At 56.9% G+C, this 12,012-nt stretch carries 17 protein-coding genes; 13 read left to right on the top strand and 4 right to left on the bottom strand.

Annotation, left to right across the window (positions count from 1 at the left end):
• Positions 1-11 precede the first annotated feature (11 nt).
• The 7 genes from VM94_RS04405 to VM94_RS04380 are packed head-to-tail and all read left to right on the top strand — an operon-like array spanning position 12 to position 7,197.
• The gene (locus VM94_RS04405; RefSeq protein WP_046682356.1) at positions 12-1,187 is read left to right on the top strand and encodes a phage tail sheath protein; all 1,176 of its coding nucleotides are present in this window, start codon (positions 12-14) and stop codon (positions 1,185-1,187) included.
• A 56-nt stretch (positions 1,188-1,243) separates the two neighbouring features.
• A complete protein-coding gene (locus VM94_RS04400; RefSeq protein WP_046682355.1) occupies positions 1,244-1,753 on the top strand; it encodes a phage major tail tube protein in 510 nt (169 codons plus the stop codon).
• 37 nt (positions 1,754-1,790) lie between these two features.
• Positions 1,791-2,099, top strand: coding sequence for a phage tail assembly protein (locus VM94_RS04395; RefSeq protein WP_046682354.1), 309 nt, complete (start codon positions 1,791-1,793; stop codon positions 2,097-2,099).
• A gap of 8 nt (positions 2,100-2,107) precedes the next feature.
• Entirely contained in the window at positions 2,108-2,221 is a 114-nt protein-coding gene (locus VM94_RS27685; protein ID WP_071650284.1) for a GpE family phage tail protein, read from the top strand.
• Positions 2,222-2,251: 30 nt separating this feature from the next.
• Entirely contained in the window at positions 2,252-5,308 is a 3,057-nt protein-coding gene (locus VM94_RS04390; protein WP_052755510.1) for a phage tail protein, read from the top strand.
• Positions 5,309-5,323: 15 nt separating this feature from the next.
• Positions 5,324-5,932, top strand: coding sequence for a phage tail protein (locus VM94_RS04385; protein ID WP_046682352.1), 609 nt, complete (start codon positions 5,324-5,326; stop codon positions 5,930-5,932).
• The gene (locus tag VM94_RS04380; protein ID WP_046682351.1) at positions 5,929-7,197 is read left to right on the top strand and encodes a phage late control D family protein; all 1,269 of its coding nucleotides are present in this window, start codon (positions 5,929-5,931) and stop codon (positions 7,195-7,197) included. Before VM94_RS04385 ends, VM94_RS04380 begins: the two co-directional genes overlap by 4 nt.
• A 4-nt stretch (positions 7,198-7,201) precedes the next feature.
• Here VM94_RS04380 and VM94_RS04375 read toward each other — a convergent pair whose 3' ends face one another.
• Positions 7,202-7,642 (bottom strand): hypothetical protein, encoded by a 441-nt coding sequence (locus VM94_RS04375; RefSeq protein WP_046682521.1) that lies wholly within the window; start codon positions 7,640-7,642, stop codon positions 7,202-7,204.
• On the opposite strand from VM94_RS04375, the gene VM94_RS28095 reads away from it, so the two are divergent.
• Positions 7,641-7,874 carry a hypothetical protein gene (locus VM94_RS28095; protein ID WP_138828879.1) on the top strand — a complete coding sequence of 78 codons (234 nt, stop codon included), beginning with the start codon at positions 7,641-7,643 and terminating at the stop codon, positions 7,872-7,874. The genes VM94_RS04375 and VM94_RS28095 overlap by 2 nt on opposite strands.
• A 94-nt stretch (positions 7,875-7,968) precedes the next feature.
• On the opposite strand, the gene VM94_RS28090 is transcribed toward VM94_RS28095, so the two are convergent.
• From VM94_RS28090 to VM94_RS27680, 3 genes are all read right to left on the bottom strand, one after another.
• Positions 7,969-8,727 carry a hypothetical protein gene (locus VM94_RS28090; RefSeq protein ID WP_138828880.1) on the bottom strand — a complete coding sequence of 253 codons (759 nt, stop codon included), beginning with the start codon at positions 8,725-8,727 and terminating at the stop codon, positions 7,969-7,971.
• Positions 8,728-8,798: 71 nt separating this feature from the next.
• Positions 8,799-9,617 carry a hypothetical protein gene (locus VM94_RS28085; RefSeq protein ID WP_138828881.1) on the bottom strand — a complete coding sequence of 273 codons (819 nt, stop codon included), beginning with the start codon at positions 9,615-9,617 and terminating at the stop codon, positions 8,799-8,801.
• Between the two features lie 360 nt (positions 9,618-9,977).
• Positions 9,978-10,430 carry a helix-turn-helix domain-containing protein gene (locus VM94_RS27680; RefSeq protein ID WP_046682350.1) on the bottom strand — a complete coding sequence of 151 codons (453 nt, stop codon included), beginning with the start codon at positions 10,428-10,430 and terminating at the stop codon, positions 9,978-9,980.
• Positions 10,431-10,503: 73 nt separating this feature from the next.
• Here VM94_RS27680 and VM94_RS28080 point away from each other — a divergent pair, with 73 nt between their 5' ends.
• From VM94_RS28080 to VM94_RS04345, 5 genes are all read left to right on the top strand, one after another.
• A complete protein-coding gene (locus VM94_RS28080) occupies positions 10,504-10,707 on the top strand; it encodes a ribbon-helix-helix protein, CopG family (protein WP_138828882.1) in 204 nt (67 codons plus the stop codon).
• 10 nt (positions 10,708-10,717) lie between these two features.
• The gene (locus VM94_RS04360) at positions 10,718-10,921 is read left to right on the top strand and encodes a hypothetical protein (RefSeq protein WP_046682348.1); all 204 of its coding nucleotides are present in this window, start codon (positions 10,718-10,720) and stop codon (positions 10,919-10,921) included.
• A 37-nt stretch (positions 10,922-10,958) separates the two neighbouring features.
• Positions 10,959-11,147, top strand: coding sequence for a hypothetical protein (locus tag VM94_RS04355; protein ID WP_046682347.1), 189 nt, complete (start codon positions 10,959-10,961; stop codon positions 11,145-11,147).
• A complete protein-coding gene (locus tag VM94_RS04350) occupies positions 11,144-11,407 on the top strand; it encodes an ogr/Delta-like zinc finger family protein (RefSeq protein ID WP_046682346.1) in 264 nt (87 codons plus the stop codon). The genes VM94_RS04355 and VM94_RS04350 overlap by 4 nt, the downstream gene beginning before the upstream one ends.
• 120 nt (positions 11,408-11,527) lie before the next feature.
• A complete protein-coding gene (locus tag VM94_RS04345; RefSeq protein WP_046682345.1) occupies positions 11,528-11,929 on the top strand; it encodes a hypothetical protein in 402 nt (133 codons plus the stop codon).
• Positions 11,930-12,012 lie beyond the last annotated feature (83 nt).

The following is a 12,012-nucleotide window of genomic DNA, read 5'->3' as shown; positions in this document are numbered from 1 at the left end:
GGAGAACAATTTTGGCCACCGACTACCACCATGGCGTGCGCGTCATTGAAATCAACGAGGGTTCGCGCCCCATCCGCACCGTCTCCACCGCCGTGCTGGGCCTGATCGCCACGGCCGATGATGCCGACCCGGCGGCCTTCCCGCTCGACACGCCCGTGCTCGTCACCAACGTGCTGGCCGCCATGGGCAAGGCCGGCAAGACCGGCACCTTGTACCGCTGCTTGGCGGCCATCGCCGCGCAGACCAAGCCCTTGACGGTCGTGGTGCGCGTGGCCGAAGGCGAAACGGAAGCGGAAACCACCACCAACGCCGTGGGCGGCGTGTCGCCGGACGGCAAGTACCTGGGCGCCAAGGCGCTGCTGGCCGCGCAAAGCAAGCTGGGCGTCAAACCGCGCATCCTGGGCGCGCCGGGGCTGGACACCCAGGCCGTCACCAATGCCCTGGCCAGCGTGGCACAGCGCCTGCGCGGCTTCGTGTATGCGTCGGCCTATGGCTGCGCCACCGTCACGGCGGCCACCACCTATCGCGGCCAGTTCGGCCAGCGCGAAGTGATGATGATCTGGCCGGATTTTGTGAACTGGGATACCGCCATCGATGCCGAGGCCAGTATGTCCGCCGTCGCCTACGCCATGGGCCTGCGCGCCAAGATCGACGAGGAAACGGGCTGGCACAAGACGCTGTCGAACGTGGTCGTCAACGGCCCGACCGGCATTACCAAGGATGTGTTTTTCGACTTGCAAGACCCGGCTACCGATGCCGGCATGCTCAACGCCAAGGAAGTGACCACCCTGATCAACATGGGCGGCTATCGCTTCTGGGGTTCGCGCACCTGCGAGGCGCCGGGCGGCTTCTTCTACTTTGAAAGCTACACGCGCACGGCCCAGGTGCTGGCCGACACCATCGCCGAAGCGCACTTCGCCTATGTCGATGTGCCCCTGCATCCATCCCTGGTGCGCGACCTGCTGGAAAGCATCAATGCCAAGTTCCGCGACTTGAAATTGCAGGGCTACATCATCGACGGCCATGCCTGGTATGACGAGCAGTACAACGACAAGACGGCACTGAAAGACGGCAAGCTGGCCATCGATTACGACTACACGCCCGTGCCGCCGCTGGAAAACCTGAAATTCCAGCAGCGTATTACCGACCGCTACCTGGCCGACTTCGCCTCGCGTATCGCCGCGTAATTGCCATCACCACCCTGCCCGCCCCTGCGCGGGCGCATTGAAATACTGGAGAACTTATGGGCCTGCCCCGCAAACTGAAAAATTTTAACTTGTTCCAGAACGGCGTCTCCTTCATGGGTATGGTGCCCGAAGTCACCTTGCCGAAACTGAGCCGCAAGATGGAAGAGTACCGCGCCGGCGGCATGAGCGGCCCCGTATCGGTCGACTTCGGCAATGAGGCGCTGTCGCTGGAGTGGAGCGGCGGCGGCCTGATCGCCGAAGCCCTGAAACAGTACGGCGCGCACACGCATGGCGCCGTGCAACTGCGCTTTGCCGGCGCCTACCAGGAAGACGATGACGGCACGGTCGCCGCCGTGGAGGTCGTCGTGCGCGGCCGTTACAAAGAAATCGATATGGGCGGCGCCAAGATGGGCGACGACACGACGCACAAATACACGATGGCCTGCAGCTACTACAAGCTGATGATCGACGGCGCCACCGTCATCGAACTGGACTTCATGAGCGGCACCGAGAACTTCGGCGGCGGCGACACGAATGCGGCCATCCGCAAGGCCATCGGCCTGTAATCCCCTTTTTTAATCACACCACAACAAGGAACACAGCATGCACAACGATACCCAAAACCAAGCCGTCATCGAACTGGACGACCCGATCAAGCGCGGCGATACCTTCATCACCTCGCTCACCGTGCGCAAACCCAAGGCGGGCGCCCTGCGCGGCATTTCCCTGATCGAGCTGGCCAACCTGAACGTGTCGGCCCTGCAGATCGTGCTGCCGCGCATCACCGAGCCGACCTTGACCGCGCACGACATCGCCAACATGGACCCGGCCGACCTGCTGGCCGTGGGCGCCGAGGTTGCCGGTTTTTTGGCGAGCAAAGCCGATCGCCTTTCGGTATCCCCGGCGAAGTAGAGGACGCCATGGCCGACATCGCCGGCGTCTTCCACTGGACGCCGGCAGCGATGGACGGCTTTACGATTGATGAACTAATGGCCTGGCGCGAACGCGCCAGGCAGCGAAGCGGAGCGGAATAGATGGCTGGTCGGGATTTGAAGTTACAGGTAGTGTTTGCAGCGCTGGACAAGATTACCGGCCCGCTGAAAAAAATCATGGGCGGTTCCAGCGATACGGCCAAGGCATTGAAGGCCACCAGCGACCGCTTGCGTGACCTGAATGCCCAGCAGAAAAACATCAGCAAATTCCGCGAGCTGCACGGTGGCCTGGACGCCACCCGCACCAAGCTGGAAGCGGCCCAGCAGAAGGTGGCCAGTCTGGCCAGCAAGATGAAACAGACAGAGGCACCCACGCGCGCCATGACGCGCGAATTTAACGCCGCAGTCAAAGCGGCCGGCGCATTGAAGACAGCCGGCCAGCAGCAGGCCCAGCAACTGCAGGTCATGCGCGAGCGCCTGGGCGCGGCAGGAATCGGCACCAAAGACCTGGCCAACCACGAGCGCACCTTGCGCCGCGAGATCGAGGCCACCAACAAAACCATGACACTGCAGCAGCAGAAGCTGGCCAACGCCGCCGCCAAGCAGCAGCGCGTGACCAACGCTACCCAGCATGCCGACAAGCTGCGCAACAAGGCGGGCAACCTGGCCATGGCCGGCGCGGGCGCGACCGCCACGGGCGCCGTCATCGGCGCGCCCGTCGTCAAGGGGCTGAACGAGGCCAAGCACTATCAAACGGAAGTGGGCAGGGTCAACGCGCTGGGCCTGGGCGATAAAGTATCGGCCGAGGCCGTCGCCTTCGCGCGCAATATGAAAACCTACGGCACCAGCCAGCTCGACAACCTGCAGCTCATGCGCGACGGGATGAGCGCCTTTGCTGACGTGCACCATGCGGAAATGGTCGCCCCTACCCTGGCCAAGATGAAGTTTGCCAATCACGCCTTCTTTGGCGAGGCCGAGGGCGCCGACAATGAACGCAAGTTCATGGACATGCTCAAGGTCATCGAGCTGCGCGGCGGCCTGGAGAGCAAGGAAAAGTTTGAAGCCCAGGCCAACATCGTGCAGCAGGTGATTACCGCCACGGGCGGGCGCGTCGGCCCGAATGAATGGCTGAACATGATTAAAACGGGCGGCATCGCGGCCAAGGGCTTGAAAGATGACGCCTTTTACTACCAGATGGAACCGCTGGTGCAGGAAATGAGCGGCAACCGCGTCGGCACGTCCCTGATGAGCGCCTACCAAAACTTGTACCAGGGCCGCACGACGAAGCGCTCAGCCCGGAAGCTGGAAGAGTTTGGCCTGATCGGCGACAAAAGCAAGGTCAAGCACGACAAGGCGGGGCAAGTCTCGTTCCTCGATCCCGGTGCGCTGTTGGGCGCCGAACTGTTCCGCGAAAACCAGTTCGAATGGCTGGAAAAGGTGCTGTTACCGCAACTGGCCAAGAAGGGCATCACGGAAAAGAAACAGGTGCTCGACGCCATCGGCAGCATCTTTTCGAACCGCACCGCGTCGAACCTGTATTCGCAGATGTATTTGCAGCGCGGCCAAATCCACAAGAACGAAAAGCTCAACCGTGGCGCCGCCGATATCGGCCGGCTGGAAAAACTGGGCCGCGACTCGGCCGCCGGCAAGGAACTGGAGGCGCAATCCAAATTAGCCAACCTCAAGCTCACCATGGGCGAGAAAATCCTGCCGCTGTATGCGCAGGGACTGGAAATGGCCATCAGTGCCATCACACGCCTGAACGGCTTCATGGAACGTAACCCGACAGTGGCCAAGGTCATGATTACCGCGTTTGCCGTGCTGGCCGGCCTGCTGCTGGTGCTGGGACCGCTGATGCTGGGCATCGCCGCCATGATCGGCCCGTATGCCATGCTGCACGTCATGTTCGCCAAGATGGGCGTGACGGGCGGCGTGCTCACGCCCATCCTGCGCGGCCTGGGTGGCGCCTTCATGTGGGCGGGCCGCGCCGTGCTGTGGCTGGGCCGCGCTCTGTTGATGAGCCCGATTGGCATCGCCATCACGGTCATCGCCGGCGCCGCCTTCCTGATCTACACATACTGGGAGCCGATCAAGGGTTTCTTTGGCGGCCTGTGGTCAGACGTCAAGGCGGCATTTGCCGGCGGCTTTACCGGCATCAACAGCCTGATCGCCGACTGGTCGCCGCTGGGCTTGTTCTATCGCGCCTTCGCGGGCGTGCTGGGCTGGTTCGGTGTTTCGCTGCCGGCCAGGTTCACCGACTTTGCTGCCAGCATCCGGGGCCGCTTCGCCAAAGGACTGGCGCCGCTGGCCGGCTTCTTTACCGGCATCTGGTCGCAGATCAAGAGTGCCTTTGCCGGCGGCATCGGCGGCGTCAGCGCCCTGATCGCCAACTGGACACCGCTCGCCCTGTTCTATCGCGCCTTCGCGGGCGTGCTGGGCTGGTTCGGTATAGCGCTGCCGGCCAAGTTCACCGACTTCGGCGCCAGCATCCTGCAGCGCATCACTGCGTCCTGGGCGCCTATTTCCGCCTTCTTTGCCGATATCTGGGCGCGCCTGCGCACCGTCTGCGCCGGCGGCATGGGCAGCATCACGGCCCTGATTATCAACTGGTCACCGGTCGGCGTGTTTTACCAGGCGTTTGCGGGCGTGTTGAGCTGGTTCGGCATCAAGCTGCCGGCCCAGTTCACCGAGTTCGGCGCCAACATCCTGCGCGGCCTGGTCAACGGCATCACCGGTTCCATGGGCGCCGTCAAGGACGCCATCAGCAATGCCGGTTCCAGCACCATTGCCTGGTTCAAGGAAAAGCTCGGCATCCACAGCCCGAGCCGCGTGTTTGCCCAGCTCGGCGACTACACCATGCAGGGTCTGGCCGTGGGCCTGGATCGCAGCGAGGGCGCGCCGATTGCCAAGGTATCCGGCCTGGCCCAGCGCCTGACGCAACTGGGCGCCGGCATCGCCATCGGCACGGCCACGGCGTTGCCCGCCAGCGCCTTCGACACGCGCGCCCCGCTGTCCCAGGGCGGGTTCGGCGCCGGATTGAGCATTCAGGGTGACAAGATCGAAATCACCTTCCACGTGCAGGCAGGCACCGATCCCCAGGCCATCGCGCGCGCGGTGAGCGTGGCGCTCTATCAACGCGACCGCGAAAAGGCGGCACGCATCCGCTCGTCCCTGCGCGACCACGATTAAAGAAAGAAAAGCACCATGATGATGATTTTAGGAATGTTCGTGTTCAGCCTGCCCACACTGGCGTATCACGAGCTGCAGCGGCAAACGGAATGGAAGCACGCCAGTACTGCCCGCGTGGGCCTGCGCGACGCGCACCAGTACGTGGGGCCAGGCGACGACACCATCACCCTGTCGGGCTGGGTGGCGCCGGAGCTGACAGGCTCCCTGTACTCGCTCGATGCGCTGCGCATGATGGCCGACACCGGTAAATCGTGGATACTGATCCAGGGCACGGGCCGCATTCTCGGCTCCTACCGCATCACCAGCATGACGGAAGGCCGCACCATCCTGGACGGCAGCGGCGGCGCGCGCCGCGTTGAGTTCTCGATTGCACTCAAGCGCGACGACGACGGCGTGCTGGCCATGGTCGGCCTGGGCGACATCGGCGACCTGAAAAACATGCTCAGCATCGACGGCATGACCAGCAGCATTGCCGGCGCGGCCAAAAACGCCGTGGGTAGCGTCGTGGGCAATGTGGTCGGCGGCATCACGTCGAAATACGGTGGCGTGGTCAGCGAAATGAAAGACAAGATCGGCGGCAGCATCAGCGGCGCCATCGGCAGCGCGGCGGACAAGTTCAAATGAGCGAGCACATCCCCGCCTTCAAGGTCAGCATCGAGGACAAGGATTTGACGGCCGTCGTCTCGCCGCGGCTAATCAATCTGACGTTGACCCTGTGCCGTGGCGACGAGAGCGACCAGCTCGACATTTCACTGGACGACAGCGACGGTAAGCTGGCCCTGCCGCCGCGCGGCGCGCAGATCGCCCTGACGCTGGGTTGGCAAGCGTCCGGACTGGTGGACATGGGCAAGTTCACCGTCGACGAGGTGGAGCACAGCGGCGCGCCCGACACCATCACCCTGCGCGCCAGGTCGGCCAACCTGATCGACACGTTTAAACAGCAGCAAGAACACAGCTTTCACAAGACCACCCTGGGTGCCATCATCGAGGCGATTGCCTTCCGCAACGAACTGGCGCCGGGCGTATCGGCGCGCTTGCGCGATACCGCCATCGAGCACATCGACCAGACCCACGAGAGCGATGCGGCCTTCCTGCGCCGGCTGGGCAGGAAATACGACGCGGTGGCCACCGTCAAGAATGACACCTTGCTCTTCATCCCCATCAACCAGAGCCGCACCGCCAGCGGCAAGGCGCTGCCCGTCATTCCCATCACGCGCGCCCTGGGCGACGGCCACCGCTACCACAGCGCCGAAAGCGACGCCTACACGGGCGTGCGCGCCTTCTGGCATGACGAGCGCTACGCGCGCCGCCGCAGCGTCGTGGCCGGCGTGCCTGGCAACAGCAAGCGCCTGCGCACCACCTTCGCCAACGAAACGGACGCGCGCGCGGCCGCCGTGGCCGAATGGCAGCGCATCCTGCGCGGCCTGGCCACCTTTGAAATGAGCCTGGCCTTGGGCAACCCGGCCGTGTTCCCGCAATCGCCCGTCACCGTGCAGGGCTTCAAGCCCGAGATCGACGCCACCGAATGGCTATCGGTCAAGGTCACGCACAGCCTGGGCGGCAGCGGCTTTACCACGCGGGTGGAGTTTGAAACGAAGACGGAAGCGGTGGAGGCAGAACGCGAGGACGAGAAAGACCCGGACGAAGGCGTCACAGGCGTGCTGGCCAAATGGAAGGACGTGGCGGCGAAGAAGAAAAAGACGGGGCAGGAACAGGCTGGTGCCACTGGCACGCTCAAGACCTTGGAGCATCTTTACAAAAGCAAGAGCGGCGCCAAGCGAGCGGCAAAACTGGCTTGGGAGCACATCAAGGAGGTGCGCGAAATCATTCGGGAGAACAGCGAGGAGCCATGGAAGCCGGCGGAAACGGCTTCCAAAGCGCAGACGTGACGAACTACGGGACGGTCGCAGACTTTATCAGGACGCTCAATACTTCATTTGTTACACCCTTGAGTGTCTCCATAGTTCCGGCCTTCACTGATTGCACCAATCTCTCGCCCAAGGTAGCGCGGCTGACCAGACTATCGGGGACAGCTTTGAGGGCAGTCAAACCTTTTTCGGAAAGTACCGCATCCGAGAAACCTGTGGCTGTCTTGCTATTGGGGCGTACGGAAATGTACCCCTCTTGCACCAACCATGTGGCGGTGTTGATAAATGCCTCTGCCGGAGGAGTCACTTCGGCACCTGTGAAGCTGTCAGCATTGAAGCATGCAGCTTCGCCACCTTCTACAAATTTTCTCGCGTCCAGGAAGATTGGTTTCGGGAAATTTTCGTACAGTTTTGCAAAAATTTGGCCCGTTAATACATCAAAAGCATCAATATTGGAGAGTGTCATGATCAACAAAAATTTAGAAGATGTAGAACGCCAGGAAAACGAAATTCGGCACCATATCCATCGGCAGATATTAGGAATATCTGACCAAGTACGTTCCAAAGAAATATGGCTTAGGATTCTGGCGACAGCAAATCACGAAACCATCGCAACCGCACTAAGCACACAGCTCACGCATTTCAAGTATCACGAAATATCTAGTGCCAAATTTTGTTGCCAACAAATACGTCCATGACTATCGGCATCGCATCATTATTTTTGTGCATAAATGAACTTTATGGCGTCAGAAAGAATCAAAAATATTTATTTCAGGGTTGATATAAAATTTCTTACGGAGAAATAGGACGAAGCGTCGTCAACGTTGAAAAAGCATCTTTGTTTTGAAGTGCAGTAAGCAGACCTGGGGCAACGTCGCGAACAAATGCAACCTGAGCGTCAGTTACAGACTCACCATGAATTGCTGGAGAACAAATTGAGGTAACTTCACGAATAGCAGCTCCCAGTTTTGAATCTAATACGCCGTGATTTACTAGTACAGAAGTCAATGATAAAAGTGGTACTACCCGACGTGGCGGGAGTTCGTAGCCAATAACCGCTGCTAAACGACGTAATTCCTTTTCAATACCATAGCGTGTTTGAAAAAGAAAAACTATGTCATCTGAAATTTGAGAATTCTCCGCCGGCGCAGCCTGCAATTTATGCTCCGAAATCGCTGCAGCCACGGCTGCTTTTACCTGCACTTCAAGAGCCGGTAACTGAGCATCGGTTGGCGGTGCTGGCATATTAAAGACTGGACTTACAGTTGTACGCACATCAATCGCATTGCGGATATCGGTTCGCACATCACCGATTTGTGTTGTAATTTTCTCTTCTAACTCTTCGATTTCATTCTTTAAAGTTACTCCCAATAGTGTCACTTCGCTGAAAATAGGAGCAAACAATAATGCCATCCAGATTCCAAAAACAGCTACATCTGCTGCTGCAGCTTTCCCCGTAAGCAAATCAGGCAATCTAGCATAAAGAAATAAAGTTAATCCACCAGAAAGTATTAACCACCATACTATTTTCAACCAATTCGGAATTTTCATAAAAAATCAACAAAACAAATAAAAATTATATTTATCAAAGAATTTAAATATTACAATAAAACATCATGATATTAAAAAATCCATCTTTTTCTTGATTTAAAGAAATTATCCGAATTGTAAAATCCGCCAAAAATATCACCAAAATAAGGAATTTCCTCTCGACCTAACGATTGAGCGATCCTGCCAAGCTCCCATAGAAGCTCAGTCCAATACCTAATCATTTGCAATACGTACAATTGTCGATATGGAGAAACAGCTTTATACTTCCCCGTCAAAAAACTTGCATCAAAATAGCTGCTAATGTTTTCTCCCGTTTCAGAATTATGACGAACAACACTAAATTCAGAAACCATCGCATGAGCTAATGTCGCATTATTTCGAATGGTTATTTTACGCTTCTCCCCAATTAAATTATTATAAATATAATCATCGACAGTTTTTGACCAAGCAGCAATCGGATCGTTTTGCATTTTCCCATTGGTCAATATATTTATGTTTGTGTAACGATCACCTTCGGCGTAATCGTGCAGCACCTGTGAAATCGCCTGGTGAAGGGGATGATTAAGATCATCTAAAAATTCCAACTTTATTTTTCTCCGCACGATGATTTCAGTCGAACCACTGAGAAGCACTTCCAATTTGTGACCTATTTCTTTTTTTAAGTAGGAGAATTCAGGAAACTTTCCATTATTATCGATATAGTAATCCAACATCAAACAGAGCTTTCCGATCCTTTCAAACCCGACTGATAAAGCAGAAAATGCTTGCGCATAAACTCCAGGCGTTGAATAGTTGGCCACTCTAATCTGAGTCGCACCGGCTCCCAAAACTTCTTTTGTGAAAGTTGCTTCTCTAATCAATGCATTAAAAGTTTTCTGTGCATCTAACATATATCATCCCGTAATAAATTTATTGCAATATGTAGGGGAATTCATTTATTTTCTAATTTTTAATGAATTAAATTTCAAAGTTCTTTCATCTAACTCAAATTCCTATCTATCCAAATCGGAAATTTATTTGAAACGTTTGCGCACTCGCACTTAATACCTTGGGCCGTTTCGATAACAACACCAACAGTGTATGCCTTACCATCAAAATAGCATGAATTATTGACAATACCATCAACCATGAAAGTCATCGTTTCGCATTTATGCTGCGGCCAGCAGCACACAAAAAGCAAAGGGGCGAGAGCCGCAACTTTCCATCCAATTGCAGCCCTTACCAACGATAGCCTATCTTTCTGCCGCGCTTTACGTAGGTGATTTTTTTTTGCGACCAACGTTGATCGTTTGGGGAGCCGTGATATCCCCATGAATTTGCTGGCCTACTTTGCCATGGAAAACCATTTGTGTATTGCGTTCGACTGTTCTGGAGGGCGCCGTAACTGCCGGCTCTCCAATTCCTTCCACAACACCAAGCACACGAGCCTTTCCCCGCAAATCTAACCGTCGATATCCCGCTAACAACTCGTTCTCGTCGTCAGTCAAAGCGTTACTGGCCGGTACGCCGAGCATCACATAAGACAAGTCGACGCCAATACCTGCCAGCGCAACCATGTAGCCAGCATCGGGTAACGTCTTTCCTTGTTCATAGTTAATCTGTGCGAGTTTTTTCACGCCACCAATTGCCGCGAACGCTTCTTGTGTAAGACCCAAGCGTGTTCGCTCCTGCCTTAATCTATCACCAAAAATATTTTTATCCATACATATACGTTGACAAGTATGTTTTGACATACTATAGTTACGCCATCCTGTAGCGATTACACATCATAACATTATGAAAAACGTATCCATAGCGAGGCGTACAGCCAAGGGCGTTACTACCAAGCCCCTTGGCGTACGTCTGACATCTGATGAGGTAGCCGAAGTCGAAGGCTACGCAGAGAAACTTGAACGTTCCCGTGCCTGGTTCCTCCGCTTCCTGATCCTGCGCGGCCTTGCCGATTACAAGCGCGAACTCGCCTCCAAACCCACCCACTAAGGACAACGTCATGTACCCCGATGCAAAACGTATCCGCAGCCACCGCGTCATGCTGCGCCTGGACGATTACGAGCACCAGCTTGTTTCCTCGATCGCCAATTACCAAGGCGAAGAGCTTGCGGTGCTGGTGCGCCAGATCGTGATGCGTGAAGCCCTGGCCGTGATCGCCTTGGATGACGCCACTATCGACAGCGTACAGCGACGCAGCGCTTAAACCGAGTCACTTTTGAGCAACTCTAAAGTTACAGAAAATGCCAGACCATCAAATTAACCTCAATGACGAAGAGCGCGCGGTGCTGGAACTCGTGCGCCAACGCCAGGGGCTGGCAAGTATTGACCAGGCGGCTGAATGGCTCGTCAAGTCGCGCTTACGCATACAGTCGAAAAACATGACAGGTCGCGGTCGCGCCCTGTACCAAGTGGAAAGAAAGCTGAAATGAGAGTCATCGGCCTGCCCTGCCCGCATTGCGAATACACCGTCCGCGCCGTCAAAAGCCGCACGATGTCCGCCATGTTCAAGGAAATCACCTACATGTGCCAGAACCCTGACTGCGGTCACTCCTTCGTGGCAGGCCTGGAAGTACTGCGCACCCTCTCGCTGTCCGCCATGCCCAAGCCGGATATCCGCATCCCGATGTCCCAGCATGCGCGCGCGGCAGCCACCAGCCAGCTGGCCCTGGACCTGACTGCGGGCTGCTGATGACTATCTCGATCCTCGCGCCGCCGTAGCCCGGCCGCTGTAACTCCCCTCTTTTGCTGTGCCCTGCTGCGCTCCCTTTTGAGCGTGCGGGATTCGTTCAACCTGAAATAAGGAAAACCGATGGAAAACACGCTGCACGCCACCAGTCATGCCAACAAGTCCATGGCATCAAGCACGATCCGCCCGACCTTGCAAAATTGTATTGTCCCCGTGGCGCCAACGTGTTTTCTGCTGCAAGCCAGCGCGGGCATCGGCATCGCGGCGCTGACCGCCCACATCCATGAGATTGCAAAGACCTATTACGCCTACGGCGCTGCCAATCTGACCTTCATCGTCAGCGATGCGCAGGAACTGGAGCGTGACGGCTTTTTCGCGCCAGCCAAGCAGCGCGCCCTGGTCGGCAAGCTGCCCATCGAGGTGAACTACATTTTCGCCAACGAAGCCGGTTCCCGCCACTGCTGCGGCGCATCGCACACGCTCCCGTATTGGGCAGAACAATTTCTCAAGGCAGGGGCACGCTGATGCTGCGCCTGGCCAAAACCTGCGGCATCTGGCTGCTGTCGCTCCTGATCATCATTACCCCCGGCGTGCTGCGGGCCATCGGC

The organism is Janthinobacterium sp. KBS0711, assembly GCF_000988085.1.
Lineage (GTDB): Bacteria > Pseudomonadota > Gammaproteobacteria > Burkholderiales > Burkholderiaceae_D > Janthinobacterium > Janthinobacterium lividum_E.
The sequence above is the reverse complement of the archived record's forward strand: the minus strand, read 5'-3'. Positions and strand labels throughout refer to the sequence as shown.